This is a genomic window from Cellulomonas chengniuliangii (assembly GCF_024508335.1).
Taxonomy (GTDB): Bacteria; Actinomycetota; Actinomycetes; order Actinomycetales; family Cellulomonadaceae; genus Cellulomonas_A; species Cellulomonas_A chengniuliangii.
The window spans coordinates 3,469,275-3,496,053 of sequence record NZ_CP101988.1; the positions used below are offsets into that span (position 1 = coordinate 3,469,275).

Consider the following 26,779-nt stretch of genomic DNA (forward strand, 5'->3'; position numbering starts at 1 on the left):
TGCGCTCGAACCCCGATGGTGGACACTCGGCAAGCAGTGGTCAGTGTAGCCGCGTGGTGGGCGTTCCCGTAGGTGAGGGGACTGAGGTAGCCGCAGGTCGAATGCCGGGGGCAGGTGTTGTAGCGGGTGATCCACGCGAACACGGCGCGGCGGGCGTGGGCGACGGCGTCCAAGGCTGGGGCACAAGTGAACCGCCCCGGGTTCAGTGGAGGCTCGGTTCTCTGGTTTCCAGCGTCGTCGAGGCTGGGTTCTGACGGTAGTAGACGGTCTCGTGCTCGGCGGGTGGGATGTCGCCGAGCTCGGTGTGCAGGCGCCGGTTGTTGAACCAGTCGACCCACTCCAGGGTCGCGATCTCGACGTCGTCCAAGGTCCGCCAAGGTCCGCGGCGGCGGATTAGCTCGGTCTTGAACAGCCCGATCGTGGACTCGGCCAGGGCGTTGTCGTAGGCGTCGCCGACGGTCCCGATCGAGGCCCGCATCCCGAGGGCTGCGAGCCGCTCGGTCAGCGCCAGGCTGACGTATTGGGCGCCCGCGTCCGTCTGGTGGATCAGGCCGGCCAGGTCGGTGACGCCGGCGCGGCCGCGGGACCACACGGCCATCTCCAGGGTGTCGGTGACCAGGTCGGCGCGCATCGTGGTGTCGGCCTTCCAGCCCACGATCATCCTGGAGAACACGTCGATGATGAACGCGACGTAGGTGAACCCGGCCCACGTCCGCACGTAGGTGAAGTCAGCGACCCACAGCTGGTTCGGGACCCTCGCGGTGAACGCGCGGTTGACCAGGTCACCCGCGCGGCACCCGTCTTTGCCTGGGATCGTGGTCCGCTTCACGCGGCCGCGGACGGCTCCGTGCAGGTCAGCGGCCCGCATCAGCCGCCCGACCCGGCAGCGCCCGACCGGGTGGCCGAGGCGGTGCAGGTGCTTCCACATCTTCCGGGCCCCGTAGACCCCGTAGTTCGCCGCATGCTCGACGGTGAGGACGCGGGTCAGCTCTGCGTCCCCGACTGACCGCGCCGCGGGCGGGCGCGACCTGGCCGCGTAGTAGGTGCTCGGGGCGACCTGCAGCTCCCTGCAGATCGGCTCGACCCCGAACCGGGACTTGTGGCCGTCGATGTACTGCACGATCACCGTTGTGGGCGGTCGAGCTCCGCCGCGAAGAAAGCCGACGCCGACCGCAAGATCGCGTTGGATCGGCGAAGCTCACGGTTCTCCCGCTCGAGCTCGGCGAGGCGCTGCGCGTCCGACGTGCTCGTCCCGGGTCGGTCGCCGGCGTCGACCTCGGCCTGGGTGACCCAGTTCCACAACGTCTCGGGGTTGATCCCGAGCGGTCACCGATCCGGCGCAGCGCTCCGACCCGCGTTGCGGGATCACGCCGCGCGTCGACCGCCATCCTGATCGCTCGCTCCCGAAGCTCCTCGGGGTACTTCCTCGGTGCTGCCATGGCTCTCATCCTCCGTGGGTTGAGAGCCTCCATGGAAACCGGGGCGGTCGGCAGTACTGCGACGCCACCCTGTGCCGCTGCAACGAACGACAACGCCCACCCCCAACAGTCGCTCGAGGCAGCACGACTCGTCAGTTGATACAGCCGTCGCTGTATGGTCAGCGCATGCTGACCATTGCCTCGCGCCTCGACGTGATGAACCGGTTGGGCCGCGCCATGGCCGATCCGACCCGCTCGCGGATCCTGATGAGCCTGCTGGAGGGCCCGAACTACCCGGCCGTCCTGGCGCGCGAGCTCGACCTGACCAGGTCGAACGTCTCCAACCACCTGACCTGCCTGCGTGACTGCGGCATCGTCGTCGGCGTGCCCGAAGGCCGCCAGACCCGGTACGAGATCAGCGAGCCTCGACTGGCCACCTCGTTGACCCTGCTGCTCGACGTGACACTCGCGGTCGACGAAGGCGCACAGTGCGTTGACGCCGCCTGCCCAACGGGATGCGACGGGGGGTGCGTCCGATGAGCGAGGCCCTCACCGCCGCGCGCCGTGCCACGCTGCACCGGCGCGTGCGGGGCATCGTCGCGTTCACGATCACCTACAACGTCATCGAGGCCGTCGTGGCGATCACGGCGGGCTCGCTGGCGTCCTCGGCGGCGCTCATCGGGTTCGGGCTGGACTCGGTGATCGAGGTCGCCTCCGCCGCAGCGGTGGCCTGGCAGTTCACCCGGGCCGATCCCGAGAAGTGGGAGAAGGCCACGGTCAAGGCGATCGCGATCGCGTTCTTCGCCCTGGCCGCCTACGTGAGCATCGACGCCGTGCTGAACCTGGCCGGCGTGGGCGGGGTCGACCACAGCCCGCTCGGCATCGGCATCGCCACCGCGAGCCTGCTGATCATGCCGGCGCTGGCCTGGTTCGAGATCCGCACCGGCCGCGAGCTGGGGTCGCGCTCCGTGCAGGCCGATGCGAAGCAGCTCCTGTTGTGCTGCTACCTGTCCGGCGCGGTGCTGGTGGGGCTCCTGGCGAACACGCTGTTCGGGTGGGGCTGGGCCGACTCGATCGCTGCGCTCGTCGTCGCCGTCCTCGCCGTGCGCGAGGGTCTGGAAGCGTGGGGCGGCGAGCTCGAGTCGCCGTTCGAGGTGCTCGAGGACCTCGACGAGGATGACGACAGCGCCGAACGGGTCTAGCGGCGCCGTCGCCGCGGCGGGTCCAGACCCCCAGCTGATTTCGGTCACGCCGGCTGCGCCCTGATATGCAGCGGGCGCCCTTGACAGCGTTTGGGCGGAGCACGAAGCCGGCCGCATGGCGCCCTACGTCACGATCGACCAGGCCCGGCTGATCGATCCAGGCGGGGCGGTGTCGATCAAGGACTCTGCGGCTTGGTCGCAGTGTCGGCGACGGCGCCGCGCGCCGCGCTGACCCGGAGGCGGTCGGACAGGGCGAGGACCTCGTCGCGCAGGGCGTCCGGGGTGATCACCTCGAAGTCCCAGCCGAGCCCGGCCAGCATGCGGGCCATGCCGTCGAGGTGCTCGGCGCGCGTCTCGAGGAGCACGCCGTCAACGTGCTCGCTCAGCCGTCCCACGCTCCGGGGCAGTCGCTCGCCCGCGTCCGCGAGGGTGGTCCGCAGCACGACGGAGACCTCGTGCGACCACTTGACCGCCGCGATGCCTGACACGACCTGCGTCCTGGCGTCGAAGTCATCGGGCACGACGTAGGAGCCGTCGTCCTGCCTGACCGAGGCGATGCGGTCCAAGCGGAAGGTCCGCACGTCATCACGGCCGTGGTCGTGTCCGGTGACGTACCACCGGCCGGAGTGGAAGACCAAGCCGTAGACGTCGAGCTCGCGCTGCGACTCCTGCCCGTCCCAGGCGGTGTACGCGATCACGACGGTGCGCCGCGCTTGCGCGGCCGAGGCGAGGCCAAGCAGCGTGTCGGCGCCGGCGGGAGCGGTGGCGCTCACCGGGGTGGTGAACTGGGCGGTCGACAGCAGGCTGTCGAGCCGCTGGCCCAGGGCCCGCGGCAGCACACGCGACACCTTGGCCAGCGCGCTCGCCGTCGCCGCGTGGCCGGTGGTGGCGAGCCCCGCGCGCTCCGCGGCCCTGAGGCCCAGGACGACGGCGATGGCCTCGTCGTCGGTGAGCATCAGCGGCGGCAGCTTGTAGCCCGGCGAGAGCCGGTAGCCGCCGTACCTGCCCCGCTGCGCCTGGACGGGGATGCCGAGGTCGGCGAGGTGCTCGGCGTAGCGCCGGACCGTGCGCTCGTCGACCCCGAGCCGGGCAGCGAGGTCGCCGACGGTGCGCTGCCCGCCCGTCTGGAGCAGCTCCAGCATGGCGAGCACGCGAGCGGTGGGGCGGGTCATGGCCCTCCTCGGCGCCGCTAGGAAAGAACTGTGAGGCAGGCTCTGCATACCGGGCGGAATCTGTCCACAATCCACCCTAGCGTTGCCGCCATGAGCACCGTCACCTACGTCCTCGTCCCCGGCTTCTGGCTCGGCGCCTCGGTCTGGCGCCCCGTCGCGGACTCGCTGAGGGAGCGCGGCCACGTCGTGCACGCCGTCGAACTCTCAGGAATGGGCGAGCGCGCCGACCTCGCCTCGCCCGAGACCGACCTGACGACCCACATCGACGACGTCGTGCGCCTGCTCGAGCAGCACGACCTGCGCGACGTCGTGCTCGTCGGCCACAGCTATGGCGCCCTCGTGACCACCGGTGCGGCGGACCGCGTGCCTGAGCGCGTGGCACGCTTGGTGTACATCGACTCAGGGCCTCTGCCGGAGGGCATGGCTCAGGCCGATTTCGAGGGACCCGACGCGCGCGCGGCGAACCAGGAGCTGGTCACGACGCACGGCCAGGGCTGGAAGCTCCCGCCGCCGCCCTGGGCCGCACTCGCCGCTGAGGCGCCCGAGGTCGACGACGCCGCTGTGGCCGCGCTGGTCGACGGCTCGCAGCCGCAGCCCTGGCGTACCGCCACCCAGCCGGTCGCGCTCACGGGCGCCTGGGAGCGGCTGCCACGGACGGGCGTGCTGTGCAGCTTCAGCCTTGAGCAACTGCAGCAGATGGCGCCACACGCGCCCGTGTTCGCGCACATGGTCGACGGCGACTGGACCTACGTGGAGCTTCCGACGTGGCACTGGCCGATGGTGAGCCGACCGGCAGAACTCGCCAAGGTGCTGGACTCGGTCAGCCGCTAGACGCTGGCGTCCGACGCGCGCTGACGCCGAGCCGGCTGCGCCTGGTGTGCGGCGGGCGACCCTGGCAGCGTGGGCGGAGCACGATCCGTGTCGATCTGGCGGCGCCCCGCACGTCTAGAGGGTGAGACGTCGGCACACCGTCGGCGCCGTTCACGAGGAGGGTCACGACATGACTCAGTACCTGCTCAGCGTCTACCAGCCCGATGCCGCGCCGCCCGCCGGCGTCGACCTCGAGCAGATCGTCGCCGACGTGCAGAAGGTCGACCAGGCCATGAAGAACGCCGGCGTGTGGGTGTTCGCAGGCGGCCTGCACGAGACGTCGACCGCCACGGTGCTGCGCGCCCAGGACGGCGAGGTGCTCGTCACCGATGGGCCGTACGTCGAGGGCAAGGAGCACCTCGGCGGCTTCACCATCATCGAGGCGCCCGATCTCGACGCCGCGCTCGACTGGGGCAGCCAGCTCGCTGGGGCGACGACCCTGCCCATCGAGGTGCGGCCGTTCCAGGGCGGCTGACCCGACATGCCACGGCCCGGCGGCGCCGTGCCCCCGGAGGAGATCGGCCAGGTCTTCCGCCGGGAGCACGGCCGGGCGGTGGCCGTCCTGACGCGGGTCCTCGGCGACCTCGACCTCGCCGAGGACGCGGTGCAGGACGCGTTCACCGAGGCGGTGCGGCGCTGGCCCGCCGACGGGCTGCCGCCGAGTCCCGCGGGCTGGATCATCACCACGGCCCGCCGCCGCGCGATCGACCGGCTGCGCCGCGATGCGATGCGCGACGACCGGCAGGCCCAGGCGGCGCTGCTGCACGCCCGCGACGAGCCGATCGAGGAGGGTCCCGTGCGCGACGACCGGCTCCGCCTGCTGTTCACCTGCTGCCACCCGGCACTGGCGCCCGCCGCTCAGGTGGCGCTCACGCTCCGCATGCTGGGCGGCCTGACCACCGCGGAGATCGCGCATGCGTTCCTGGTGCCCGAGCCGACGATGGCCCAGCGGATCGTCCGCGCCAAGGGCAAGATCCGCGACGCCCGCATCCCGTACCGGGTGCCGCAGGACGCTGACCTGCCCGATCGGCTGCGCGGGGTGCTGGCCGTCGTGTACCTGGTGTTCAACGAGGGGTACACCGCGTCGTGGGGCGACCGCCTGGTGCGCGACGAGCTGTGCGCGGAGGCGGTGCGGCTGGGCCGGCTGCTGGTCGAGCTGATGCCCGACGAGCCGGAGGCCGCTGGCCTGCTGGCCCTGATGCTGCTGACCGAGTCACGCCGGGACGCCCGCACCGGGCCGGGCGGCGAGCTCGTGCTGCTGGCCGATCAGGACCGCGCCCGCTGGGACCGCGGGCTGATCGACGAGGGCCAAGCGCTGGTGCGCGCGTGCCTGCGCCGTGGCCGCCCGGGGCCGTACCAGGTGCAGGCCGCGATCCAGGCGGTGCACAGCGACGCCCTCACCGCGTCGGCCACCGACTGGCGGCAGGTGCTCGCGCTCTACGACCTGCTGCTGACGCTGGCCCCGACGCCGGTGGTGGCCCTGAACCGGGCCGTGGCTGTGGCGGAGGTGTCCGGCCCCGCGGCGGCGTTGGACCTGGTGGAGGCGCTGGACCTCGACGGTTACCACCTGCTGCACGCCGTCCGCGCCGACCTGCTGCGACGGCTCGACCGCACCGCCGAGGCGGCCCAGGCCTACGACGCCGCGATCGAGCGCACCGCGAACGCCGCCGAGCAGGAGTTCCTCCGCCACGCCCGAGCGTCACTGCCGGGCGACCGGGCGCCCTGACGTCAGGCCGGGACCTCGAAGACGATCTCGAGCCCGTCCTCGTCGTCCCACTGCTCCCCCACCTCCACGAACCCGTGCTGCAGCACGAGCGATCGTGAGGCGGCGTTGTCGGGGCTGATGGTCGCCCGCACGACCCGCACCGACGGCTCACGCCGCGCGCGGTCGAGAAGGGCGCGGAGGGCCGCCCGCGCGTGTCCGCGGCGTCGATGATCGGGATCGATGGTGTACCCGACCTCCACCATCCCCTGCGCGTCGGGCGGGCCATGGAAACCGGCGTAGCCGACGACGGCGCCGGTCGCCGTGTCGACGACGGCGCCCGTGATCCACGGCACCGCGGCCGGGTCGGCCTCCACCTGCCGGCTCCGCAGGCCCCACACGTATCTCGCGCGAGCCCCGACGAAGAGCGGGGTCAGCGGCGCCGGAGCCGTCAGGTTCGCCGCGGCGAGGTCTCCGGCCGCCAGCGAGCGAAGCGTCGCGGCCGGCAACGCGACGAGCTCGACGGTCGCGGATCCGGCCGGGGAGGACACCTGCGCCGGGTCGTCTGTCGTCATCGCCCGACCGTGGCATGGGCGCGGGGCGCCGTCCAGGCGTTTCCGAGGTTGGATCGACGGGAACCCAGCCCGGGACATGTCGTTCCGAGATTCCCGGCCGCCAGCGCCTGCCGCCGTGGGAGCCTGACCCCATGAACGCACCGACCGCACCCCGTGGCAGCACCCTCGTCTGGGTCGTCGGACTCGCCGCGGTGACCCTGATCGCCTACCTCGCCCTGCTGGGCTGGGACCAGTCGAAGACGCTCGACCCGGTGACGCAGAACGAGACCGGGCCCTACGAGGCCTGGCAGGTCATCGCGCTCGTCGTCGTGCTGGGCGCAGCGGCGTTCCTCGCGGGTCGCGCGGGCCGGCTGGTTCCTGCCCTGGTGACGATCCCGGTGGTCCTGACGCTGGCCTTCGCAGTCGACGCCGCGACCGACAAGAACGCGGATGGGCTCTGGCCGATCGGCGCGGCGCTGGTGGCGCTGGGCTCGGCGGTGGGCGTCGCGCTGGTGGCCGCGATCGGCCAACGCTCACGCCAGCGCCAGCCTGCCTGACACTCACCTGCCTAGCCAATCTGATTCTCTGATTCCGAGGTACCATCGGCCCATGAAGACAGTCACCGCCACCCAGGCGTCCCGTGGCTTCTCGGACCTGCTCGACGCCGTCGAGCATGGCGAGACCGTGCAGGTCACACGCGCCGGCCATGTCGTCGCCGAGATCCGTCCGGCGGTCCCGTCGACAGGCCGCGCACTCCGCGCGGCACTCACCGGCCTACCCCGCCTGGACGACGCCCTCATGTCAGACATCGCCGCAGCCACGTCACTGCTGACAGCAGACGAGAGCGACCCGTGGCCCGTCGACTGATCCTGGACACGAACACGCTCATCGCCTACGAACGCGAGGCATTCGACGTGTCGTCACTTGACGACGACGACCTGGCGATCGCCGCCACCACCGTGGCCGAGTTCCGCACCGGCATCGAGCTCGCCGACACCCCCACGCGCGCGGCCGACCGCGCTCGCATCCTCGCCGCGATCACCGATGCCGTCACGGTGCTGGACTACACGGCCCGCACCGCAGCCGAGCACGCGCGGCTGATCGCGCACGCCCGTCGTGCGGGCGTCCCGCGGGGAGCACACGACCTGATCATCGCGGCGCACGCCCTCGAGCACGGCCGCGCCGTGATGTCCCTGGACAGCAAGGCGAGGTTCGGCAACCTGCCAGGAGTCCTCTCTCTCACGCCCTGACCGTGCGGGTGTGCCGCAACGTCCGAGACGCGTTCGAACAGGTGTTCGAGTTACCGTGAGGGCATGTCGATCGAATGGTCCCGGTGGACCCGCGTGCCGCAGGGCGGCTGGGAACGGGTCCCCCCTCGACGATGCCCACTGTGCGGCGCCTCGTGGACGCTCCGCGGAGCGGGCCGCCCCGCGGAGCGGAACGTCGGCTGCACGTGCACGCCGCGGCGCCGGCACACGGTGTGGCGATGCCCGGCGTGCGGGGCGTACGCCGCGGAAGGATGCGTCGACGTGAGCCGGTGGATCGCTTCGACGGCGCCGGTCGACCTGCCCGAGGCCTTGCGCGCCGCCGTCTAGCGTCCGACCTACGGGCGGTTGCGGGTCGCCAGATGGACCAGCCCGCCGACAACGGCGATGCCGGCGAGCGCGATCACCAGCACGGTGATGAAGTCGCGGACCCCGTGGGTGGACTGCGACGCCACGAACGAGCTCACGAAGACAGCGAGCGCGACCGCCACGGCCATCGCCTTGCGCAGCTTGAGCCCGCGCTCGCGGTTGGCGCTCATGCGTGGTGGCGGCGCGCGAACGCGACGAACGTGTCGAGGAACTCGTCGAGCCGGGCCGCGAGCGCGTCTTCCGGCGCACCGGTCGCGTCGAAGGATGCCGGGGTGACCTGCAGGTACATCTCCGGCTGGCCCATCAGCACCACGTCGAGGGCGGGCAGGATCGAGCGGAGGTGGGCCTGGGCGGCGGCCGTGCCGATGGGGCCGGGCGAGGCGCCGAGGATCGCGGCGGGCAGGTGGGCGAGCGCGTTGGTCCCCTTGGGGCGGCTCGCGAAGTCGATGGCGTTCTTCAGCACGGCCGGGATGCTGCGGTTGTGCTCGGGAGTGATGAAGAGCAGCGCGTCACAGGCGGCGAGCGCCTCCTTGAACGTGACGGCGACCCGCGGGTAGTCGGCCTCGAGGTCGCGGTTGAACATCGGCAGGTCGCCGATGGGGATCTCCGCGATCTTCACGCCCTCGGGCGCCCGGGCGGCCAGCGCCTCGGCCAGCAGCCGGTTGAGGGAGCCCTGCGCGAGGCTCCCCACGAGGCATCCGACGATCAGGTCAGCCACGGACCCACCTACTTCTCTTTTCGAAGTGACTTCTAATCCCGTAGTCTGACACAGATGACCGCCGACCCGGAGCGCGCCGGCGCCTTGGCGCGAGCCTTCGGTCTGCTCGGGAAGCGGTGGAACGGGGTGATCCTGGGATCCCTCGTGGACGGCCCGCTGGGGTACACCGCGCTGCGCCGCGCGGTCGGCGCCAGTGACTCGGTGCTCGCGGGTCGGCTCGCCGAGCTGACGGCAGCAGGCGTCGTCGCCCGAGCCGTGGAGCCGGGGCCGCCGGTCACAGTGCGGTACTCGTTGACGGAGTCAGGGCAGGCGCTGGCGCCCGGCCTGCATGAGCTCAGCCGGTGGGCGCAGCGGCACCTGCCCGATCCGGGCCGCACGCCGGGCACTGAGCCCGGCGGGAAGGTCAGCGACGGGTCGAGACCGTCACCGTGAACTTGGCGTTGCGGGCTGCCTGACGCGTCGGGCCGACCACCTGCTCCAACGTCGGCCGGTACATCAGGTGGGAGTTCCACACCGCCCACAGCTCGCCGCCCGGACGCAGCACCCGCGCGGCATCGGCGAAGAGCCGCCGGGCCAGCCCCGGGTGCACCGCGGCGCCGACGTGGAACGGCGGGTTGAGCACCACCAGGTCGATGCTCGCGTCCGGCACGCCGGTCGCGGCGTCGGCCCGCAGCACGGTGACCCGGTCGGCGACGCCGTTGGACTCGGCGGTCGCCTGGGCCGAGGTCACCGCGGCGAACGACTCATCCGTCGCGGTGACGCGCAGGCTCGGCCGCGACTGGGCCAGCGCGACGGCGAGCAGCCCCGTGCCGCAGCCCAGGTCGAGGGCGGTCGCTGCGTCGGGCGCCATCTGGGCCAGGTGCTCCAGCAGGAACCGCGTCCCGATGTCGACGCTGGTCCCCGCGAAGGCGCCACCGTGCGCGCACACCATCACACTGCGCCCTCCGGGCAGGCTGTGGCGCTCCCGCGCGGGCCAGGCGCCCGCGGGCCGCTGATCCTCGGGGAGCGGGTCGGCGGCGACCAGCACCCGGGACTTCTGCCGCGCGAGCCTGGCCTGCACCGACGCGAAGTGCCGGCCGAGCACGTCGTTCATCGTGCGGCTCATGTGCTTGAGCCGGCCGCCGGCCACCACCACGACCCGGGGGTCGGCGTGCTCGGCGATCAGGCCGGCGATCTCGTCGAGCGCCTCGAGCGATCGCGGCAGCTGCAGCAGCACCACGCGGGCCCCGGCCACCAGGGACGGGCCCAAGGGCAGCGACTCGAAGGCGCCGGCAAGGCCCGCCCGCTCCGCGTTGGCCGCGAGCGCGAGCTCGCCCGTCAGACGGTCCTGGTGCGTCCTCATCCCCGTGGCCCCGAGCCGGGCGGCAGCGCCCAAGGTCAGCGCGCCGTAGTGGTCGCCGATCACGACGACGGAGCCTGCGGGCGCCTCCGCCAGCGAGGGGGCTGCCTCGTCAAGGATCAGCCGGTCCGAGGCGTCCACCGCGAACAGGTTCGGCGCCTCCAGGTCCGGGGCGCGCCGCAGCGTGTCCAGCACGTCGTCGGTCATGACGTCACCCCCGCGACGTAAAGCCAGGCGCCGTCCTCCCGGACGAACCGGCTGACCTCGTGCTGCGAGCCCGCGCCGTCAGCCGACCGGTAGAACGCGCGGAACTCGACCGTCCCGTCGGCGTCGAAGGGCCCGCCGGCGGTGCTGGCGACGATGTCGAGGCGGTACCAGCGGACATCGGGATCGAGCTCCAGGGTCGCCGGTCGGGCGCTCGGGTGCCACGTGCGCAGCAGGTAGTCGACATCGCCGACCGCGAAGGCGGAGAACCGCGAGCGCATCAGCGCCTCCGCCGTGGGCGCCAGCGCCTCGCCGCGGTGGAACCGCCCGCAGCACTCGTCGTAGGTCTGGCCGCTCAGGCACGGGCAACGGTCGTGGTTCACGTCGTCCATCATCCCGCGAGTTCTGGCCGCTCTCGGCCCAGATGTGCCCCGCAACGGCCCGGTCTAGTGTCCGAGAGGAAGGCCATCGACTCATCGGAGGACGACCATGAGCACCCAGGGAAACGACGCCCCCGGCCTCTCATCGATCACGGGGATCCGCACCGTCGTGGTGCCGGTCACGGACATGGACCAAGCAGTGGGCTTCTGGACGAGCGCGCTCGGCTTCGAGGTCCAGATGGACAGCACCTTCGACGGGGACCGGCGCTGGGTCGAGGTGGCCGCTCCGAACTCCGCGGACGACGCCACCACCATCGGCCTCACGAGCGGCTCGGACCTCCCCACCGGGGTTCAGACGGGCATCCGGCTGACCACCGACGACGCAGCCGCGGCGTGGCGGGCCCTCTCCGAGCTGGGCGTCGACGTGGACGAGGTGCTCGACCTGCCCGGCACGCCGCCCATGTTCACGTTCCGCGACGGCGACGGCAACGAGCTGGTCCTCGTGGAGATCCCGGCCCAGGGCTGAGCCCGACCAATCAGCCCTGGCTCACCTACGCTCGGCGACCTGGGCGGGCCACGGCCCGACGAACTTCCCAGGTGAACCGATCTCGTTCGGCGCCGCCGCGAGCGACTGCTGGACCGCCCGGGTCACCCGCGCGGTCAGCTCGGCGAGGGTGTCGCCCCACTCGGTGGGCGATGCCGTGACATCCGCGACGTCGAGCTCCTCGAGCACCAGCAACGGCGCCGCGATTCCCGGCGTCTCGAACTCCGTCAACCGGTGCCACACCGAGCCGGGGCGCACCACGATCTCGGCGTCGGCGGGGCGCTCCGCGAACATCGAGACGTCGCGACCCGTGCGGTTCAGCAGCACCAGGAGCCGCCCCGCCGTGAAGTTCTCGCTCGCGACCCGCGCGTCACGCGACGCCGCGAGCACCCCGGTCACCACGCCCAGCGGAGGCGGCTCCACCTCACCGGCGGCCAGACCTCGGAACGCGATCCCGTTGAACGCAGGCAGTTTGTCGATCGCATCCAGGAACTGGCCGAGCCCGGACTCGCTCATCAGTGGTCCTCTCCCTCAGGCCGCTTCGCGGCTCGCTCACGCTCACGTGCGCGGATCACGCTCGGACGCTCATCCTCCGGCAACAGGTTCCCGTGGCCGTCGTAGTCGTAGATCAACTCCGCATCCCACGTCGGCGGCTCGATCGGAGGGTCGAACACCACCTCGGTGCCGTCCGGAAGGGTCCTCCCCACAGTCCGAGTGATGACCGGGAACTTGCCCTTCTCCCGGCTGATCTTGCTCGGATCAAAAGGGCCCCACTCGCGCTCGTACTCCTCGTCGATCCACTCCAGGTAAGCCCGCTCGCGCGCCTCATGGTCAGCCGGATCGAGAGCCATCAACTCGTCCGCCGACAAGAACCGATACAGGCTCCGCGGATCGACATCCTCTTCCGGAGGCACAGGAGGGGACTCACGCTTCTTACGAAATATCATCGACAACCTCCCTGGCCGCCATCTGCCAAAATCCCCCTGGATCCCACTCTCGGCTCATCACGCGAAGTGGCGCCCCAGGGAGAACTAATACCTCAGCTTCGCGGCCATAGTGCGATAGTGCTCGCACATCAACCCCGCGTCGGCCACCCCTGATCGTTATGAACGCGTTGCCACCATTCCTGAATTCCTCCGCGATCGAGGGTTTGGTGCTGGTACTCCAGAACGCCGGATCGGAGACCTTCTCCCCGGGTTGCCAGCGTTGGAGGACGTCAGCAGGAAGGTCTGTCCCCCGAAAGTACGTCCCACTTGTCTGAGGAAGTTTGCTGAGCCCTGCCACCGCATCGTCGACGTCCCGCTGGATTCGCGCCGCATCCTGCGGAGAAGGTGGTGACGTTCCTCGCAGGAAGCCGTTCATCTCCTCATACCCGTCGTCAGTGGTGTAACGATAGATCGCCTTCACCTCGTCAGGTGTGAGGTCGGGATGGCGACCGGCAACGGCGTCGGCCCACGCGTCGAGGTCTCCCCCGTCCCGTGGGTGGCTCAGGTCGGAGATGTCGGGCAGCGCCGTCCGAGCCGGCGGCGTCGAGGGCAGACGCGAGGGCAGGAAGACGTCGCCGACGTCAGGGCTCTTGGCGCGGACGCTGCCGGCGAGCTGCCGCAACGCGTCCTTCATGGCCTCGAGCAGGTTCTTGAGCGACTTCGCCGAGGTGAGCACGTCGGTGACGGACTTGCCGACCTTGGTGGCCAGCGAGCTGACACGTGTCGAGACCTGCCCCACGATCACCGGGGTGGCCAGCCCGAGGGTGAACACCGCCTCGGCCGCCCAGGAGATGATCGAGCCGACCAGCTGGGCCAGGGTGTCGCGCACCAGGTCGTGCACCACCTGCACCACCATCGCGCAGGTCGTCAGCGCCGATCCCATCGCCGACGCCGAGTCGCCGGTGACTCGGATGCGCTCGGCCAGCGCGTCGGCGTAGGCCGCGTAGGCGGTGATCGACTCCCCCGACATGTCTTCCAGGTCGGCCCGCACCACCCGGACGAGCTCGTCCCCGGCAGCGCCCATCGCTCCGGCGACGTTGTCCCATGTCCCCGCGAAGCCCAGCACCGCTCCCGCGTCACCAGTCAGATCGTTGAGCCACCCCTTGAGCGGCTGCAGGTGCTCCATCAACCAGCCCAGGCCCGCCGCGATCAACGACCCCAACGGGTCGATCACGGTCGCGGCGACGTCCATCACGGCCCCCACCCCGGCCATGCCCGTCGACAGCCACGACCCGGACTCGAGGGCCGAGCACAGGTCCGCCACCGACTCCACGACGCCCAGGCCGCCGAACGCCGACGACGTGTTGACCGGCCCCGCGACGAGCGGGTTGGCGCTCACCGGTCGAGCGCCGCGAGGAGACCACGGAGAGCTTCTTGCACCCGCTCGTCGACCGCGTCGATGGATCGCGCCATGGACCCCAGCTCGCCGACGGCGGCGTCGGACGCCTCGTGGACCGCCGAGATCGCCTGCCGTGCGGCGTCGTCCACACCCTGCACGATCGGCGGCAGGAACGAGCACAGCAACCCGAACGCCCCGCTGTGGAGGCTCGTCGTCGCGGCGGCGGCCTTCGCGGTCGCGAGGTCGGAGGCAACCTGCTGGACCCGGGCCGCGTGGCGCCGCAGCACCTCGGTGTCCACGACCATCGCGTCCGCGCTCACCGGGATACCTCGCGCGCGTCGAGCTCGGCGCGCAGCTGGCCGCTGATGGCCGACCCCTCGCCGTACGCGTCGTCGGTCACGGCCACGGCGCGCCGTCCCGCGTCCCGAGCGGCGGCGTCGACCGTCTCGCGGATCAGCGCGGCGAGGTCGTCCGGCCGCAGCGCCGTCGCCGCGTCGGCGAGCACCAGGTCGGTCAGCCTGCCCGTCGCATCGACCTCGGCCTCGACCTCGCCGCGGCTGCTGCGCATGCGGCCGCGGACGCGGTCGATCGACGCCTTGACCTCTCCGGCCCGCCGGGCCCGTTCCTGCGCGTCGGCGATGTCGCGCTGCACCTTGGCGATGGCTGCGTCGGGGTCGTCGTAGAAGGCCGTCACGCGCGCAGGCTACCGAGAGATGGGCCGTTTCGACCCGGTCTGTCCCTCGATCGGTCCAGCGACGAGGAGATCGCTCCCTAAACCATTCGCGTGCTGGTCCGACGCCCGTCCGGCGTCGAAAGTGGCTGTGCACTCGACTGTGGTGGTCATGACCTCCGCGAGCGACACAGCCGTCCTCCTGATCGGGGCGCCCGCAGGACGCGGGGACCACACGCAGCCAACACGCCGAGCACCGGGAGATCGCATGTCCATCCGCGCGCATCTGCGCAAGGTCGCCGTCGCACTACCCCTCGCCATCGTCGCCGCCGCGCTCACCACCTCGCTCGTGGCCACCACCGCGTCCGCCCACGGGTCGGTCACCGACCCGCCCACACGCAACTACGGGTGTCTGGACCGCTGGGGCGACCGGCACCAGGCGCCCGAGATGCAGCAGCAGGACCCGATGTGCTGGGGCGCCTTCCAGGCGAACCCCAGCGCCATGTGGAACTGGAACGGCCTCTACCGCGAGAACGTGGGCGGGCGCCACGAGCAGGCCATCCCCGACGGGCAGCTCTGCAGCGGCGGCCGCACCGAGGGCGGCCGCTACAACTACCTCGACACCCCGGGCAACTGGACCGCCACGTCCGTGCCCAACAACTTCACGCTGACTCTGACCGACGGGGCGCAGCACGGCGCCGACTACCTCAAGGTCTACGTGTCCAAGCCGGGCTTCGACCCCACCACCCAGAGCCTGGGGTGGGGTGACCTGACCCTGCTGAAGGAGACCGGTCGCTACGCCCCGGCAGGGCAGTACCAGACCGACGTGAGCATCCCGGGCCGGAGCGGCCGCGCGGTGCTCTACACGATCTGGCAGGCCAGCCACCTCGACCAGTCGTACTACCTGTGCAGCGACATCGTCATCGGCGACGGGCCGATCCCGACGCCCACGGTCACCCCGACCGTGACGCCCACGCCGACGGTGACCCCGACCGTCACCCCGACACCGACGCCCACGGTGACCCCGACCATCCCGCCCGTCGGCGCCTGCGCGGCGACAGTAACCGTCGGCAACAGCTGGAACGGCGGCTACCAGGCGCAGGTGACGGTCACGGCCGGCTCCAGTGCGATCAACGGCTGGAAGGTCACCGTCAACGGGGCGACCATCACCCAGGCGTGGAACGGCACCCTGTCTGGCGGCAACGTGATCAGCAACGCCTCGTGGAACGGCAGCCTGGCGGCTGGCGGGTCCACGACCGCCGGATTCCTCGGCACCGGGTCGACCAACCTGACGGCCACCTGCGCGCTCGCCTAGCCCCACCCCGCACGGCGCGGTCCCGTTGCCGCGCATGCCGCCGGTCGGCCCTGACCTCCACGCGTCGGGGCCGACCGGTCAGGCGCGAGCCAGTCAGGTGGCCGGGGCGGGCCGCACCGGGTGGACGGGGTGGACGGGGTGGTTCGACCGGAACAACCCGTCCGGATCGACGGCCTGCTTGACCTCGCGCAGCCGGCCCACCGCCTCGGCGCCGTAGGCGTCCTCGATCGGCTGATCGGCCTGCAAGAAGGTGATCCCCAGCCCGTGCTCCGAGCGCGGCACCGCGGAGACCAGGCCGCGCAGGGCCTCGTCCACCACCGCCGCCGCCTCAGGACTGAACGCCGGCGCCATCGCCGCGAGCACGTAGCCGGGCCGGATCTGCGCTCCCGGCCCGGTGCTCGGGTCCGCGGCGGTCTGCGCGCCGCCCAGGTGCCGCATCTGCACACCCACCAGCGGTGTCCCGCTGCCGACGCCAGCGGTGGCGAGCACGTGCTCGAGGACGTCGTCGTCGAGCACGTCGAACGGGTGGGACACCGCGCGCATCGGCGGCCCAGGCTCGACGGGCTCCTCGGCGATGCCGCCGATCTCGCTCGCGCGCAGCGCCCGCACGGTCTCGCGGATGGTCGGGCCCACGGCCCGCAGCGGGGCGAGCAGCGCCTCCGCCTCGTCGGGGAGGCCGACGAACATGACGTCGACGCTCATGAACGAGCGGCCGCGCACCTCCTCGGGGATCTGCGGCAGGTCGGGAAGGTGCATGAGCATCGCCCAGGTGGCGAGCTCGTCGGGCGCGGTGCGGGTGACCTCGGCCCACGCGCGCAGGACCTCGGGAGCCTGCTCGCCCGCGAAGGCGAGGCGTCCGCCGTAGAGCTCGGGCGCGGGGTGGAGCGCGATCTCGACGGCCGTCACCACCCCGAAGTCGCCCCCGCCTCCGCGCAGCGCCCAGAAGAGGTCGGGGTCGGACTCGGCGGTGACGGTGTGCGACGTCCCCGTGGCGTCGACCAGGTCGACGGCGAGCAGTGAGCTGGCGGGGGTGCCGAAGGCCCGGCCGAACCAGGACAGCCCACCGCCGAGCATCAGGCCCACGACGGTGACGCTCGGATTGGAGCCGGACAGAGCGACCAGCCCTGTGCCGTCCAACGCGTCGAACATGGCCTGCCAGGAGACGCCCGCGCCAACCCGCGCCGTCCGGCGGGCTGCGTCGACGGCGATCTCGTCGAGGGCCGCCGTCCGCACCAGCACCGTGCCGTCGAGGTGCGCGGTGGCGCCATGGCCGCGTGGCTGGGCGGCCACAGCCAGCCCGTGCTGCTGGGCCCAGCGCACCACCGCCTCGACATCGGCGGCGTCGGCGACGTGCGCCACGAGCGCGGGCTGCTGGTCGACGCCGGAATGCCACGGGCGTCGGGATGCCTCCCACTCCTCGTCCTCGGCGGCGACCACCGGCCCGCGGTGCGCGCCTCGGAGCAGAGCGATCGCCGCCTGGTCGAGCGCTGGGGCGTTCACGGACGAGCGGGTCTCGGACATGACGGGCCTCCGGTCGGATGACGGGCGCGCAGCAGTCATTCCATCGTGGAGCACGCCGCCGACACGGGCCACGGGTCTCTCGTCGCGACCATCGCCCGCCCGGACGGATCGGCACTGCCCACGCCACACAGCGATCGACGGCGGACTCGCGCGCATTGTTGTCGCCATCCAACAAATGGTTCGCCGTGCTGCTCGTCAGACCTGCGTGTCACGGGTACGCGCGAACAGGGGTTTCAGGTCGCGCGGTCGGGACCGGGATGCAAGCGTGGTAGCGCACTCACCACACCGACACTGGAGGCTTTCATGGCTGCACCCCGCACACCCGGTGGCAACGCCACCCGCGAGCCTCACAAGGCGAAGACCACCGGCCTCGTCGTGGCCGCAGTAGGGATCGTGCTGTTCAACATCTCGCCATTTCTCAACTGGGTGAACCCCGATGGGGCCGACCCCAGGACGGGGTATGAGACCGACTCCCTCGTGCCCTTCATCGCCTACCTGGGGATCGGGCTCCTCATCGCGCTGATTTACGCGAACAAGCGGGCTCGGCGCGGGCAGCACCGGGGCCTGACGCTGGTGACCATGGCCGTGGGCATCGCCGCGGCTATTCAGTGCCTGGCCTTCGCGATCAACCCCATGGGCGGCCTCGAGCGCGGTGACGACCTGTCAACCGACATCGGGGTGTGGGTCGGCCTCATCGGCGCGGCGATCTGGGCCATCGGCGCCGGCCTCCTGGCGAAGGAAGACGAGGGCGACGACCGCGTCGCCGACAGTCAGGTCGCCAACGCGGCAGGCACTCGCTGATCGTCAGCGGGCGGTGGAGGGGACCGACTGTCGTCTCCACCGCCCGCGCGACGTCCCAGGGTTTCCTCGGCGGCCGCCGTCCGGGCGTGGCATCGTTGAACAGTGACGGATTCCCCTCTGGTCGACATCTCCTCCCTGCTCACAGCCGCAGAGGACGTGTCCCCCGCCGAGGCGATGTCCGCTGCCGCGGACACGCTGCGCCGGACCTTGGGCGTCGAGTCCGCCTCGTTCCTGATCGCCGACGCCGCGGGCAACACGCTCGTCGACCACGCTGACCCCGACATCCGCTTCTCGCTCGACGGCACCGACCCGGGACGCGCCTGGCGCGAGCAGCGGATGGTGCAGGACGCGCGCGGACGCGCCTACGCGCCTGTCACCGTGCGGGGCGACGCCCTGGGCGTCCTCGCGGTGCAGATGCCGCACGGCTCTGGCGCAGACGCCGCCGAACTGGCGCTCGATGCGGCGTCGGCCGAGCAGCTCGCGGCGGTGGCGCACGCCCTGGGCTACGTCGTGGTCGCCAACCAGCGCCACACCGACACCTACGAGACGGCCATGCGGTCAGCCGACTTCACCCTCGCCCGGGAGATCCAGCGCCGGCTGCTGCCGCTCGGTTTCGTGTGCGAGGGAGGCTCCTTCACGCTCGCCGGCTGGCTCGAGCCCTCCGCCAGTGCCGCCGGTGACACCTTCGACTACGTCGCGTCCGCCGACCGGCTCATCGCCACCCTCACCGACGCCGTCGGCCACGACCTCAACGCCGCCCTCCTCGCGACGCTCACGGTGAACGCGCTGCGCAACGCCCGTCGGCAGGGGGCCACCCTGGTCGAGCAGGCCCACGCCGCCAACACGGCGCTCATCGGCTACGGCGGCAACGCCGGCAGCGGTGTCGGCGACTACGTCACGGGAATCCTCCTGGAGATCGACCTCCGGCCCTCCGCCGACCCGGACGACGGCGACGGCAGCGTGGTGGTCCGGATCATCAACGCGGGGCACCCTGGCGCCCTCCTGCTCCACGACGGGCACGTCACCAACGTCGCGCCGACCAACAACCCGATGCTCGGTCTGCGGGCGCACGAGTACCAGCCCCAGGAGATCACGATGCACCCGGGCGACCGCCTCCTGCTGATGACCGACGGCATGCTGGAGCGCAGCGCCGCCGCCTTCGACCTGCCCGGGGCGCTCCGCGACACCGCCGACCAGCATCCCCGGAACGTCGCGCAGGACATCTCACGCACGTTCCTCGAGACCGTGGGCGCCGAGGTCCAGGACGACGCCGCCCTGCTGCTGATCGAGTGGCACGGCGGCACCACGCGCCGCCGGACCAACCACGGGTCAGACACCACGCACGGGTCAGCCGACGCGCGGTAGTCGCGTCGGACAGCCCCGAGCTCGGCGACCCCCTCACATCGGACGGGCCTGGACGCCGGCGACGAGCTCAGTCGGCCGTGACCGTGAAGCCCGCGCGCAGCAGTGCCTCATCGCGTGAGCACGGCCCGACGAGCAACTCGAAGGCGCCCGGCTCCACGAGGCGGCGCCCGTCGGCGTCGACCAGCGTGCAGTCGGCCACTGGCAGCTCGAGGTCCACGGTGCGGCTCTCCCCTGCTGGCACCTCGACCTGGCGGTACGCCTTGAGCTCCTTGTCGGCCCAGGTGACCGACGTGACGGTGTCACTGAGATAGACCTGCACGGTCTCCACCGCGGGCCGCGATCCGGTGTTGCGCACGGTGACCTGGGCCCGGACCGTGTCCGCGAGGCCGACCTCGGGGGTCAGCACGCGCAGGTCCTCGTACTCGACGGTCGTGTAGGCGAGCCCCTCGCCGAACGCGAACGCGGGGCTCTGCGTGAGGTCGGCGTAACGGGCGCCGTGCTGGCCGCGGACCTGGTTGTAGTACGTGGGCTGCTGGCCGACGTGCCGCGCGAACGAGATGGGCAGCCGCCCGGACGGCTCGATGAGGCCGAGGGCGAGCTCGGCGACGGCGCGGCCGCCCCGCATGCCAGGGTTGGCGGCGTAGACGATCGCCGCGGCGCCCATGGCCGAGGGCGGCAGCACCAGCGGCTTGGAGCTGACGAGCACCACGATCATCGGCGTCCCGGTCTCCGCGAGCGCGTCGAGCAGGGCCACCTGCCCGCCGATGAGCTCGAGGGTCGCCGTGGACCGGCACTCGCCGATCAGCTCGATGCGGTCTCCCACCACGGCGACCACGTAATCGGCGGCCTGCGCTGCGGCGACGGCCTCGGCGATCATCGCCGCGTCGGGCTCGGCGGGGATGACCACCTCGGGCCGGGGCTGGCCGTCGGGGAAGAACTGGCCCTCGGGGTCGGGGCCGACGGTCAGGATGTCCGCGCCGCGGGCGTGCGTGACGGTCCAGTCGGACGGCACGTGGTCGCGGAAGCCGTCGAGCACGGTCTGCGTCATGTGGCGCGGCATCCCGCCGACCATCCAGTCGACCTGCCCGGACGCGCCGGCCCAGTCGCCGAGCTGCGTCTGCGGGTCGTCGGCGTTCGGGCCGACCACCGCGACGGTGCGCGGCGTCCCGTCGCCCACGGCGCGCCCGCCGGCGTCGGCGGTGAGGCCGCCGGCGAGCGGCAGCGTGCCGTCGTTGGACAGCAGCACCACGGCGCGTCGGGCGACCTCGAGGTTGAGGGCGGCGTGCTCGGCGATGCCGATGACCTCCGCCTGGCGGGCGGAGTCGGGCAGGCGCGGGTTCTCGAAGAGCCCGAGCTCGAACTTCAGCGTGAGGATGCGGCTGACGGCGGCGTCGACATCGGCCTCGGTGACCAGGCCCCGCGCGACGGCCTCCTGGGCGCCCTCGAAGAACTGCGGGGTGGTCATGACCATGTCGTTGCCGGAGCGCAGCGCCGCGGCGGAGGCCTGCACGTAGTCGGGGAACAGGTTCTGCTCCCAGACCATGCGGCCCACGTTGTCCCAGTCGGTGACGAGGGTGCCGGTGTAGCCCCACTCGCCGCGCAGCACGTCGTTGAGCAGCCACTGGTTGACGGTGATCGGCACGCCGTCGGTGGACTGGTACCCGAGCATGAACGTGCGGCAGCCCTCGCGGGCGACCCGCTCGAACGGCGGCAGGAACCACGAGCGCAGCTTGCGGCGCGAGATGTCGGCCTCGCTGGCGTCGCGGCCGCCCTGCGTCTCGGAGTAGCCGGCGAAGTGCTTGGCGCACGCGAGGATCGCGGTGGGGTCGTCCAGCCCGTCGCCCTGGTAGCCGCGCACCATCGCGGAGGCCATCTCGCCGATCAGGAACGGGTCCTCGCCGAACGTCTCGCTCACCCGGCCCCAGCGCAGGTCGCGCGTGATGCAGAGCACCGGGGAGAACGTCCAGTGGATGCCGGTGGCGGCGACCTCGACGGCGGTGGTGCGGGCGACCTGCTCGACGAGCCCGGGGTTCCAGGTGGCGGCCATGCCGAGCTGGGTGGGGAAGATCGTGGCGCCCTCCCAGAAGGAGTGGCCGTGGATGCAGTCCTCGGCGACGAGCAGCGGGATGCGCAGGCGCGTCTTCTCGGTGAGGGCGGCCGCCTCGAGCACGTTCTCGGGCGAGGTGTGCAGGATGGAGCCGACGTGCAGGTCCTGGACCAGGCGCTGGACGCCGTCCTGGGCGTTGAGCTGCAGCATCTGCCCGACCTTCTCGGGCAGGGTCATTCGGCCCAGGAGGTCCGCGACCCGCTCGGGGACGGGCAGGGTGCTGTCGAGGTAGGGCAGGGTCACGGGGGTCCTCTCACGGCGGCTGTGGCGTGCTCTCCGGGGAGCACCGTACCGGTCGCGGCGTCACGCTTCGAATCGATTCGAAGCAGGGTGCGTCGCCCGCCCTCGGATCCCCGGGCGCCCGCGTCACGGGGTTAGTTGCGAATTCAACTACCTGTGCCTACGATCGACGGGCTGGACGGTCCTGTCCGGCGGCGCCGATCGAGCGAGGCACGCATGACCGACTACGGGCACGACCTGACCTTCGGCTCGTTCCTCACGCCGACCGCCGCCGCACCCGAGCAGACGGTGGCGCTCGCGCAGGAGTCCGAGCGCGCAGGACTCGACCTCGTGACGTTCCAGGACCACCCGTACCAGCCCGGCTTCCTCGACACCTGGACGCTGCTCAGCTACGTCGCCGCCCGCACCGAGCGGGTCCACCTCTCCGCGAACGTGCTGAACCTGCCGCTGCGCCAGCCCGCCGTGCTCGCCCGGTCCGCCGCCAGCCTCGACCTGCTCAGCGGCGGCCGGGTCGAGCTCGGCCTGGGCGCAGGCGCGTTCTGGGACGCCATCGAGGCCATGGGCGCCCAGCGGCTGACCCCCGGGCAGGCGGTCGACGCCCTGAGCGAGGCCATCGACGTGATCCGCGGGATCTGGGACGCGGACGAGCGGGCGCCCCTGCGCGCCGGCGGCGAGCACCACCACGTCCGCGGCGCGAAGCGCGGCCCGGCGCCCGCCCACCCGATCGACATCTGGCTCGGCGCCTACAAGCCCCGCATGCTGCGGCTGACGGGGGCCAAGGCCGACGGGTGGCTGCCGTCCCTCGGGTACATGAAGTCGCTCAGCGCCCTGACCGACGGCAACACGATCATCGACGAGGCGGCCGCCGCGGCCGGTCGCGAGCCGTCCGCCATCCGCCGCCTGCTCAACATCGGCGGCCAGTTCGGCGCCGCGGGCAGCGGGATGTTGTCCGGGCCGCCCGAGGAGTGGGTCGATCAGCTCGCCGTGATGACCCTCGAGCACGGGATGTCGACCTACATCCTCAGCAGCGACGACCCCCGCGACCTGGCCGTCTTCGGGCAGGAGGTCGCCCCGGCGCTGCGCGAGCTCGTGGCCGCCGAGCGCGCCACGGCCCGCGACGGCGGCCCCGACCGCCCTTCCGTCCGGCTCACCGCCCCCGGGCGTGGCGGGGCCATGCGCCGGCCCAGCCCCGCGCACCCCGACGACGAGCTCAGCGCAGCGGTCGACTACGGCGCCATCCCCTCCCGCCTGCAAGGCAAGGCGTTCACCCCGCGCGACGCCGGCTACGACGACGTGCGGTCCTCCTACATGCGGGTGGGCCACCCGGCGCTGGTGATCATGGCCGAGGACGCGGACGACGTCTCCGCCGCCGTCCTGTTCGCCCGCGAGCAGGACGTGCCGCTGTCGGTCCGTTCCGGCGGCCACGGGATCGGCGGCCTGTCCACGAACGACGGCGGCATCGTCATCGACGTGTCCCGCCTCGACGACTACGAGGTGCTGGACCCCGCGGCCCGACGGTTCCGCGTCGGGCCCGGCGCCACCTGGGGCCACGTCGCGGAGCGGCTCGCCGAACGCGGCTGGGCCATGACGTCGGGCAACTTCGGCGACACCGGCGTCGGCGGCCTCGCCACCGCTGGCGGCCTCGGCTACCTGGCCCGCAAGCACGGGATGACGGTGGACCACGTCACCGCCGCCGAGCTAGTGCTCGCGGACGGCAGCCAGGTCCGCGCGGACGCCACCACCGACCCCGACCTGCTGTGGGCGGTGCGCGGCGCCGGGTCGCACGTCGGCATCGTGACCGCGCTCGAGCTGGAGGCCCTCCCCCTGCCCCATGGCAACGTCGTCTTCGCCCAGCTCGTCTTCGACGCCACGGACACCGCGGCGGTGATCGAGCGCTGGGCCGACCTGCTCGCCGCCTCGCCGCGCGACCTCACCAGCTTCCTCAACGTCTCCGCCGGCCGCGGCGCCCAGCCGCCCGTCGCGCACGCCCTGCTGGTCTGGGCCGGGGACGACGTGGACGCGGCGGCGGCCGCGCTCGAGCCGCTGCTCGACATCGGGCCGGTGCTCCAGCAGCAGGCCCAGCTGGTCCCCTACGCGGCGCTCATCGCCCCGCACGACGGCCGGCACGTGGGCCAGCAGCGCATCAAGATGCGCAACGGCTACCTCCGCCGCATGACGGCTGAGGATGCGGCGGCCATCGCTGCCCTGCTGGACCACTCCGTGATCGGCCAGCTCGAGCTGCGGTCCGTCGGCGCGGCCGTCAACGACGTCGCCCGCGAGGCCACGGCATTCGCCCACCGCGACGCCGAGGTGCTGGTCGCCGCCTGGGGCATGCCCGACAGGGAGGACGACCTCCGGATCGCCTGGGCCACCGTCGAGCCGCGGCTCCACGGTGTCTACGCGGCGTACACCTCGGACGCCCGCCCGGAGGTGGCAGCGAGCGCCTACCCGGGCGCCGCGCTCGACCGGATCCTGGAGATCAAGCGCCGTGTCGACCCCCAGGGCGTGTTCCACGGCCTCGTCGCCCTGCCGGACGGTGACGCCGTCACAGCGTGACGCGCTCTCACATGCGCAGCAGCGAGGCGCCGTTCAGGTCCAGCACGGTCCCGCTGGCCATCGTGGCCTCGGGGGACGCGAGGTAGAGGATCGCGGCGGCGACCTCCTCCGGGGTGGCGACCTGGCCCAGCGGGCTTTCCGCCCGACGCCGGTCCCCCTCGGGCCCGGCCAGCCGGGTGGCTGCCATGTCGGTGGCGACCCAGCCGGGGGCGACCGTCGTCACAGCGATCTGCCGGGGCCCGAGCGCGCGGGCGAGCGACTGCGCGAACGCGATCAGCCCGGCCTTGCTCGCGCCGTACGCCGGCTGCCCCGGCTCACCGCGGAAGGCGCCGCGGGAGGACACGTTCACGATCCGGCCGCCGTCGGGCATGTGCCGCACCGCGCACCAGGTCACGTTCGCGGCGCCCACCAGGTTGACGCCCAAGGTCTGGGCCCAGGCCTGCTGCCATTCCTCGTACGTCGAGTCGGTGATGGGGTGCGGCAGGAAGGCGCCGGCGTTGTTGACCAGGACGTCGATCCCGCCGAGCTGCCCGGCGACGGCCCCGACCATCGCCTGCACGGCCGCCGGGTCCGCGAGGTCGGCCTGGGCGAGCACGTGCCCTGTGCCCTCCAGTGAGGCCAGCGTCTGCTCGGCGGCCTCACCTGATCGCCCGTAGTGCACGGCCACCCGGTCCCCCGCCGCCGCGAACCGTCGTGCTGTCGCGGCTCCGATGCCCCGCGAGGCCCCTGTCACCAGCACTCGTCGTCCTGTCATCGCCCCAGCATGGCGCCGGCCGCGCGCGATTGGCGGGGTGATCCGCGACAACGGAATTCATTAATGTGATATCACTTTGCTATACACGTCGCATCGGTGACGTCGGCAGAGAGGATCCCCCCGTGAACGAGATCGCGAGCCCACCGCAAGAGTCCGTCGGCGGCGACCCCGCAGGCCTGCCCGTCGGGCACGAGGGCACCCGGGTGGACGTCACGGAGCGGCTCGCCTGGTCATGGGGCGCCGGCGGCGCCGCGCTCGCCCTGCTCGGGATGCTGGCGCTCACCGGCGCAGGGATCGGGATGTTCGTGGCGATCGAGTCGGGAAGCGCCAGCGAGCCGTTCCTGGTCATCGGCGGCGTGGCGCTGATCTGCCTGGCGACCCTCCTGCTCACCGGCCTGTCCGTGATCAGCCCCGGCCAGACCCTCGTCGTGCAGCTTTTCGGCCGCTACCTCGGCACCATCCGCCGCACCGGCCTCGTCTTCACCGTGCCGCTGACCACCCGCAAGCGGGTCTCCGTGCGGGTGCGCAACTTCGAGACCAGCGAGCTCAAGGTCAACGACGCCGACGGCAACCCGATCAACATCGCCGCGATCGTCGTGTGGCAGGTGGCCGACACGGCCCGTGCCAGCTTCGCGGTCGAGGACTACGCGGACTTCGTCCGGGTGCAGTCCGAGTCGGCACTGCGCCACGTCGCGATGTCCCACCCGTACGACCAGGCCGACGAGGGCGAGGAGAGCCTGCGCGGGGCCACCGACCTCATCTCCGGCGAGATCGCCGCCGAGGTCGCGGCGCGCGTCGTGATCGCCGGCATCGAGGTCGTGGAGGCCCGCATCTCCAACCTCGCGTACGCCCCGGAGATCGCCCAGGCCATGCTCCAGCGCCAGCAGGCCGGCGCGATCATCGCCGCCCGCTCGCGGATCGTCGAGGGCGCCGTCTCCATGGTCGAGGACGCGCTCGGCCGGCTCGAGAAGGACGGCATCGTCACCCTGGACGACGAGCGCCGGGCCTCGATGGTGTCCAACCTGCTCGTGGTGCTGTGCAGCGACTCGCGCGCCACCCCGGTCGTCAACGCGGGCTCGCTCTATTCATGACCGCGGAGGATCCCCAGGGGGCTTCGGATCCCGCTGAGCCGTCGCCGCCCGCACCCGCGCGGGCGGCGACGCGCAAGTCCGTGCTGCTGCGGCTCGACCCCGCCGTGCACGACTCCCTCGCCCGCTGGGCAGCCGACGACCTGCGCAGCGTCAACGCCCAGATCGAGATGCTGCTGAGGCGCTCGCTCGCTGACGCCGGACGACTCCCCCGGAACGTCCGGCCGCAGCGCCGGCCAGGACGCCCAGCGTCCGGCTCGGAAGAATGATCGTGCCCTCGCCCACCGCGGCGGCCACCAT

30 protein-coding genes, 1 pseudogene and 1 other annotated feature are annotated in these 26,779 nt (G+C 72.2%); of the genes and pseudogenes, 16 read left to right on the forward strand and 15 right to left on the reverse strand.

What is annotated here, in order from left to right:
• Window positions 1-202: 202 nt before the first annotated feature.
• Window positions 203-1,439, reverse strand: a pseudogene (locus NP064_RS16080) (IS3 family transposase).
• Window positions 1,049-1,162, reverse strand: a sequence feature (AL1L pseudoknot). Its footprint overlaps the pseudogene before it by 114 nt.
• Before the next feature lie 165 nt (window positions 1,440-1,604).
• Between NP064_RS16080 and cmtR the strand changes: the two are divergent.
• Window positions 1,605-1,958 (forward strand): Cd(II)/Pb(II)-sensing metalloregulatory transcriptional regulator CmtR, encoded by a 354-nt coding sequence (gene cmtR, locus NP064_RS16085; protein WP_227568664.1) that lies wholly within the window; start codon window positions 1,605-1,607, stop codon window positions 1,956-1,958.
• Complete coding sequence (locus NP064_RS16090) at window positions 1,955-2,620, forward strand: cation efflux transmembrane domain-containing protein (protein ID WP_227568663.1); 666 nt, start codon at window positions 1,955-1,957, stop codon at window positions 2,618-2,620. Before cmtR ends, NP064_RS16090 begins: the two co-directional genes overlap by 4 nt.
• Window positions 2,621-2,796: 176 nt before the next feature.
• Here NP064_RS16090 and NP064_RS16095 read toward each other — a convergent pair whose 3' ends face one another.
• Window positions 2,797-3,792 (reverse strand): helix-turn-helix transcriptional regulator, encoded by a 996-nt coding sequence (locus tag NP064_RS16095; RefSeq protein WP_227568662.1) that lies wholly within the window; start codon window positions 3,790-3,792, stop codon window positions 2,797-2,799.
• Window positions 3,793-3,882: 90 nt separating this feature from the next.
• Here NP064_RS16095 and NP064_RS16100 point away from each other — a divergent pair, with 90 nt between their 5' ends.
• The 3 genes from NP064_RS16100 (at window position 3,883) to NP064_RS16110 (ending at window position 6,388) form a co-directional block, all read left to right on the forward strand.
• Window positions 3,883-4,623 (forward strand): alpha/beta fold hydrolase, encoded by a 741-nt coding sequence (locus NP064_RS16100; protein WP_227568661.1) that lies wholly within the window; start codon window positions 3,883-3,885, stop codon window positions 4,621-4,623.
• A gap of 169 nt (window positions 4,624-4,792) precedes the next feature.
• Complete coding sequence (locus NP064_RS16105) at window positions 4,793-5,137, forward strand: YciI family protein (RefSeq protein ID WP_227568660.1); 345 nt, start codon at window positions 4,793-4,795, stop codon at window positions 5,135-5,137.
• A gap of 6 nt (window positions 5,138-5,143) precedes the next feature.
• Window positions 5,144-6,388, forward strand: coding sequence for an RNA polymerase sigma factor (locus tag NP064_RS16110; RefSeq protein WP_227568659.1), 1,245 nt, complete (start codon window positions 5,144-5,146; stop codon window positions 6,386-6,388).
• A gap of 2 nt (window positions 6,389-6,390) precedes the next feature.
• Here the strand turns inward: NP064_RS16110 and NP064_RS16115 are convergent, their stop codons facing one another.
• Window positions 6,391-6,939 (reverse strand): GNAT family N-acetyltransferase, encoded by a 549-nt coding sequence (locus NP064_RS16115; RefSeq protein WP_227568658.1) that lies wholly within the window; start codon window positions 6,937-6,939, stop codon window positions 6,391-6,393.
• A 131-nt stretch (window positions 6,940-7,070) separates the two neighbouring features.
• On the opposite strand from NP064_RS16115, the gene NP064_RS16120 reads away from it, so the two are divergent.
• Genes NP064_RS16120 through NP064_RS16130 form a run of 3 tightly spaced genes read left to right on the forward strand, consistent with a single transcriptional unit; the run spans window position 7,071 to window position 8,168 of the window.
• Window positions 7,071-7,475, forward strand: coding sequence for a hypothetical protein (locus NP064_RS16120; protein ID WP_227568657.1), 405 nt, complete (start codon window positions 7,071-7,073; stop codon window positions 7,473-7,475).
• Window positions 7,476-7,527: 52 nt separating this feature from the next.
• Entirely contained in the window at window positions 7,528-7,785 is a 258-nt protein-coding gene (locus NP064_RS16125) for a type II toxin-antitoxin system Phd/YefM family antitoxin (RefSeq protein ID WP_227568656.1), read from the forward strand.
• Window positions 7,770-8,168, forward strand: coding sequence for a PIN domain-containing protein (locus NP064_RS16130; RefSeq protein WP_227568655.1), 399 nt, complete (start codon window positions 7,770-7,772; stop codon window positions 8,166-8,168). The genes NP064_RS16125 and NP064_RS16130 overlap by 16 nt, the downstream gene beginning before the upstream one ends.
• Before the next feature lie 353 nt (window positions 8,169-8,521).
• Here the strand turns inward: NP064_RS16130 and NP064_RS16135 are convergent, their stop codons facing one another.
• Complete coding sequence (locus NP064_RS16135; RefSeq protein WP_227568654.1) at window positions 8,522-8,722, reverse strand: hypothetical protein; 201 nt, start codon at window positions 8,720-8,722, stop codon at window positions 8,522-8,524.
• Window positions 8,719-9,270, reverse strand: a complete 552-nt coding sequence (locus NP064_RS16140) for an NADPH-dependent FMN reductase (RefSeq protein ID WP_227568653.1) — start codon at window positions 9,268-9,270, stop codon at window positions 8,719-8,721. The genes NP064_RS16135 and NP064_RS16140 overlap by 4 nt, the downstream gene beginning before the upstream one ends.
• A 54-nt stretch (window positions 9,271-9,324) precedes the next feature.
• Here NP064_RS16140 and NP064_RS16145 point away from each other — a divergent pair, with 54 nt between their 5' ends.
• Entirely contained in the window at window positions 9,325-9,702 is a 378-nt protein-coding gene (locus NP064_RS16145; RefSeq protein ID WP_227568652.1) for a winged helix-turn-helix transcriptional regulator, read from the forward strand.
• Here NP064_RS16145 and NP064_RS16150 read toward each other — a convergent pair.
• Both NP064_RS16150 and NP064_RS16155 read right to left on the reverse strand, forming a co-directional pair.
• Complete coding sequence (locus tag NP064_RS16150; RefSeq protein WP_227568651.1) at window positions 9,674-10,816, reverse strand: class I SAM-dependent methyltransferase; 1,143 nt, start codon at window positions 10,814-10,816, stop codon at window positions 9,674-9,676. The two genes, NP064_RS16145 and NP064_RS16150, sit on opposite strands and share 29 nt — an antisense overlap.
• On the reverse strand, window positions 10,813-11,205 hold the full coding sequence (locus tag NP064_RS16155) for a YchJ family protein (protein WP_227568671.1): 393 nt from the start codon (window positions 11,203-11,205) through the stop codon (window positions 10,813-10,815). Before NP064_RS16155 ends, NP064_RS16150 begins: the two co-directional genes overlap by 4 nt.
• Window positions 11,206-11,302: 97 nt before the next feature.
• Here NP064_RS16155 and NP064_RS16160 point away from each other — a divergent pair, with 97 nt between their 5' ends.
• Complete coding sequence (locus tag NP064_RS16160) at window positions 11,303-11,719, forward strand: VOC family protein (RefSeq protein WP_227568650.1); 417 nt, start codon at window positions 11,303-11,305, stop codon at window positions 11,717-11,719.
• Window positions 11,720-11,740: 21 nt separating this feature from the next.
• On the opposite strand, the gene NP064_RS16165 is transcribed toward NP064_RS16160, so the two are convergent.
• Genes NP064_RS16165 through NP064_RS16185 form a run of 5 tightly spaced genes read right to left on the reverse strand, consistent with a single transcriptional unit; the run spans window position 11,741 to window position 14,756 of the window.
• Window positions 11,741-12,253: a hypothetical protein gene (locus NP064_RS16165; protein WP_227568649.1), complete on the reverse strand. Its 513-nt coding sequence runs from the start codon at window positions 12,251-12,253 to the stop codon at window positions 11,741-11,743.
• Window positions 12,253-12,684, reverse strand: a complete 432-nt coding sequence (locus NP064_RS16170) for a hypothetical protein (RefSeq protein ID WP_227568648.1) — start codon at window positions 12,682-12,684, stop codon at window positions 12,253-12,255. Before NP064_RS16170 ends, NP064_RS16165 begins: the two co-directional genes overlap by 1 nt.
• Window positions 12,671-14,062, reverse strand: coding sequence for an ADP-ribosyltransferase (locus tag NP064_RS16175; protein ID WP_227568647.1), 1,392 nt, complete (start codon window positions 14,060-14,062; stop codon window positions 12,671-12,673). The genes NP064_RS16170 and NP064_RS16175 overlap by 14 nt, the downstream gene beginning before the upstream one ends.
• On the reverse strand, window positions 14,059-14,382 hold the full coding sequence (locus NP064_RS16180; protein ID WP_227568646.1) for a type VII secretion target: 324 nt from the start codon (window positions 14,380-14,382) through the stop codon (window positions 14,059-14,061). Before NP064_RS16180 ends, NP064_RS16175 begins: the two co-directional genes overlap by 4 nt.
• Window positions 14,379-14,756, reverse strand: coding sequence for a YbaB/EbfC family nucleoid-associated protein (locus NP064_RS16185; protein ID WP_227568645.1), 378 nt, complete (start codon window positions 14,754-14,756; stop codon window positions 14,379-14,381). The genes NP064_RS16180 and NP064_RS16185 overlap by 4 nt, the downstream gene beginning before the upstream one ends.
• 244 nt (window positions 14,757-15,000) lie before the next feature.
• Between NP064_RS16185 and NP064_RS16190 the strand changes: the two genes are divergently transcribed.
• Entirely contained in the window at window positions 15,001-16,047 is a 1,047-nt protein-coding gene (locus NP064_RS16190) for a lytic polysaccharide monooxygenase auxiliary activity family 9 protein (protein WP_227568644.1), read from the forward strand.
• Between the two features lie 93 nt (window positions 16,048-16,140).
• Here the strand turns inward: NP064_RS16190 and NP064_RS16195 are convergent, their stop codons facing one another.
• Window positions 16,141-17,568: an FAD-binding oxidoreductase gene (locus NP064_RS16195; protein ID WP_227568643.1), complete on the reverse strand. Its 1,428-nt coding sequence runs from the start codon at window positions 17,566-17,568 to the stop codon at window positions 16,141-16,143.
• A 303-nt stretch (window positions 17,569-17,871) separates the two neighbouring features.
• Between NP064_RS16195 and NP064_RS16200 the strand changes: the two genes are divergently transcribed.
• The gene (locus tag NP064_RS16200; protein WP_227568642.1) at window positions 17,872-18,369 is read left to right on the forward strand and encodes a hypothetical protein; all 498 of its coding nucleotides are present in this window, start codon (window positions 17,872-17,874) and stop codon (window positions 18,367-18,369) included.
• A gap of 102 nt (window positions 18,370-18,471) precedes the next feature.
• Complete coding sequence (locus tag NP064_RS16205) at window positions 18,472-19,734, forward strand: PP2C family protein-serine/threonine phosphatase (RefSeq protein ID WP_227568641.1); 1,263 nt, start codon at window positions 18,472-18,474, stop codon at window positions 19,732-19,734.
• A 67-nt stretch (window positions 19,735-19,801) separates the two neighbouring features.
• Here the strand turns inward: NP064_RS16205 and NP064_RS16210 are convergent, their stop codons facing one another.
• Window positions 19,802-22,084 (reverse strand): exo-beta-d-1,3/1,6-glucosidase, encoded by a 2,283-nt coding sequence (locus NP064_RS16210; RefSeq protein ID WP_227568640.1) that lies wholly within the window; start codon window positions 22,082-22,084, stop codon window positions 19,802-19,804.
• Between the two features lie 213 nt (window positions 22,085-22,297).
• On the opposite strand from NP064_RS16210, the gene NP064_RS16215 reads away from it, so the two are divergent.
• The gene (locus NP064_RS16215; protein WP_227568639.1) at window positions 22,298-24,637 is read left to right on the forward strand and encodes an LLM class flavin-dependent oxidoreductase; all 2,340 of its coding nucleotides are present in this window, start codon (window positions 22,298-22,300) and stop codon (window positions 24,635-24,637) included.
• 7 nt (window positions 24,638-24,644) lie between these two features.
• On the opposite strand, the gene NP064_RS16220 is transcribed toward NP064_RS16215, so the two are convergent.
• A complete protein-coding gene (locus NP064_RS16220) occupies window positions 24,645-25,391 on the reverse strand; it encodes an SDR family NAD(P)-dependent oxidoreductase (protein ID WP_227568638.1) in 747 nt (248 codons plus the stop codon).
• Between the two features lie 122 nt (window positions 25,392-25,513).
• Between NP064_RS16220 and NP064_RS16225 the strand changes: the two genes are divergently transcribed.
• Window positions 25,514-26,482 (forward strand): SPFH domain-containing protein, encoded by a 969-nt coding sequence (locus NP064_RS16225; protein ID WP_256813705.1) that lies wholly within the window; start codon window positions 25,514-25,516, stop codon window positions 26,480-26,482.
• Window positions 26,479-26,748, forward strand: a complete 270-nt coding sequence (locus tag NP064_RS16230; RefSeq protein ID WP_256813707.1) for a type II toxin-antitoxin system antitoxin — start codon at window positions 26,479-26,481, stop codon at window positions 26,746-26,748. Before NP064_RS16225 ends, NP064_RS16230 begins: the two co-directional genes overlap by 4 nt.
• The last annotated feature ends 31 nt before the right edge of the window (window positions 26,749-26,779 follow it).

Coding starts and splice junctions, on each gene's coding strand:
- NP064_RS16105 (WP_227568660.1), top strand. CDS start 4,793: ATGACTCAGTACCTGCTCAGCGTCTACCAGCCCGATGCCGCGCCGCCC.
- NP064_RS16170 (WP_227568648.1), bottom strand. CDS start 12,684: ATGATATTTCGTAAGAAGCGTGAGTCCCCTCCTGTGCCTCCGGAAGAG.
- NP064_RS16100 (WP_227568661.1), top strand. CDS start 3,883: ATGAGCACCGTCACCTACGTCCTCGTCCCCGGCTTCTGGCTCGGCGCC.
- NP064_RS16115 (WP_227568658.1), bottom strand. CDS start 6,939: ATGACGACAGACGACCCGGCGCAGGTGTCCTCCCCGGCCGGATCCGCG.
- NP064_RS16095 (WP_227568662.1), bottom strand. CDS start 3,792: ATGACCCGCCCCACCGCTCGCGTGCTCGCCATGCTGGAGCTGCTCCAG.
- NP064_RS16145 (WP_227568652.1), top strand. CDS start 9,325: ATGACCGCCGACCCGGAGCGCGCCGGCGCCTTGGCGCGAGCCTTCGGT.
- NP064_RS16125 (WP_227568656.1), top strand. CDS start 7,528: ATGAAGACAGTCACCGCCACCCAGGCGTCCCGTGGCTTCTCGGACCTG.
- NP064_RS16155 (WP_227568671.1), bottom strand. CDS start 11,205: ATGGACGACGTGAACCACGACCGTTGCCCGTGCCTGAGCGGCCAGACC.
- NP064_RS16190 (WP_227568644.1), top strand. CDS start 15,001: ATGTCCATCCGCGCGCATCTGCGCAAGGTCGCCGTCGCACTACCCCTC.
- NP064_RS16090 (WP_227568663.1), top strand. CDS start 1,955: ATGAGCGAGGCCCTCACCGCCGCGCGCCGTGCCACGCTGCACCGGCGC.
- NP064_RS16120 (WP_227568657.1), top strand. CDS start 7,071: ATGAACGCACCGACCGCACCCCGTGGCAGCACCCTCGTCTGGGTCGTC.
- cmtR (WP_227568664.1), top strand. CDS start 1,605: ATGCTGACCATTGCCTCGCGCCTCGACGTGATGAACCGGTTGGGCCGC.
- NP064_RS16160 (WP_227568650.1), top strand. CDS start 11,303: ATGAGCACCCAGGGAAACGACGCCCCCGGCCTCTCATCGATCACGGGG.
- NP064_RS16220 (WP_227568638.1), bottom strand. CDS start 25,391: ATGACAGGACGACGAGTGCTGGTGACAGGGGCCTCGCGGGGCATCGGA.
- NP064_RS16195 (WP_227568643.1), bottom strand. CDS start 17,568: ATGTCCGAGACCCGCTCGTCCGTGAACGCCCCAGCGCTCGACCAGGCG.
- NP064_RS16110 (WP_227568659.1), top strand. CDS start 5,144: ATGCCACGGCCCGGCGGCGCCGTGCCCCCGGAGGAGATCGGCCAGGTC.
- NP064_RS16135 (WP_227568654.1), bottom strand. CDS start 8,722: ATGAGCGCCAACCGCGAGCGCGGGCTCAAGCTGCGCAAGGCGATGGCC.
- NP064_RS16200 (WP_227568642.1), top strand. CDS start 17,872: ATGGCTGCACCCCGCACACCCGGTGGCAACGCCACCCGCGAGCCTCAC.
- NP064_RS16230 (WP_256813707.1), top strand. CDS start 26,479: ATGACCGCGGAGGATCCCCAGGGGGCTTCGGATCCCGCTGAGCCGTCG.
- NP064_RS16165 (WP_227568649.1), bottom strand. CDS start 12,253: ATGAGCGAGTCCGGGCTCGGCCAGTTCCTGGATGCGATCGACAAACTG.
- NP064_RS16150 (WP_227568651.1), bottom strand. CDS start 10,816: ATGACCGACGACGTGCTGGACACGCTGCGGCGCGCCCCGGACCTGGAG.
- NP064_RS16215 (WP_227568639.1), top strand. CDS start 22,298: ATGACCGACTACGGGCACGACCTGACCTTCGGCTCGTTCCTCACGCCG.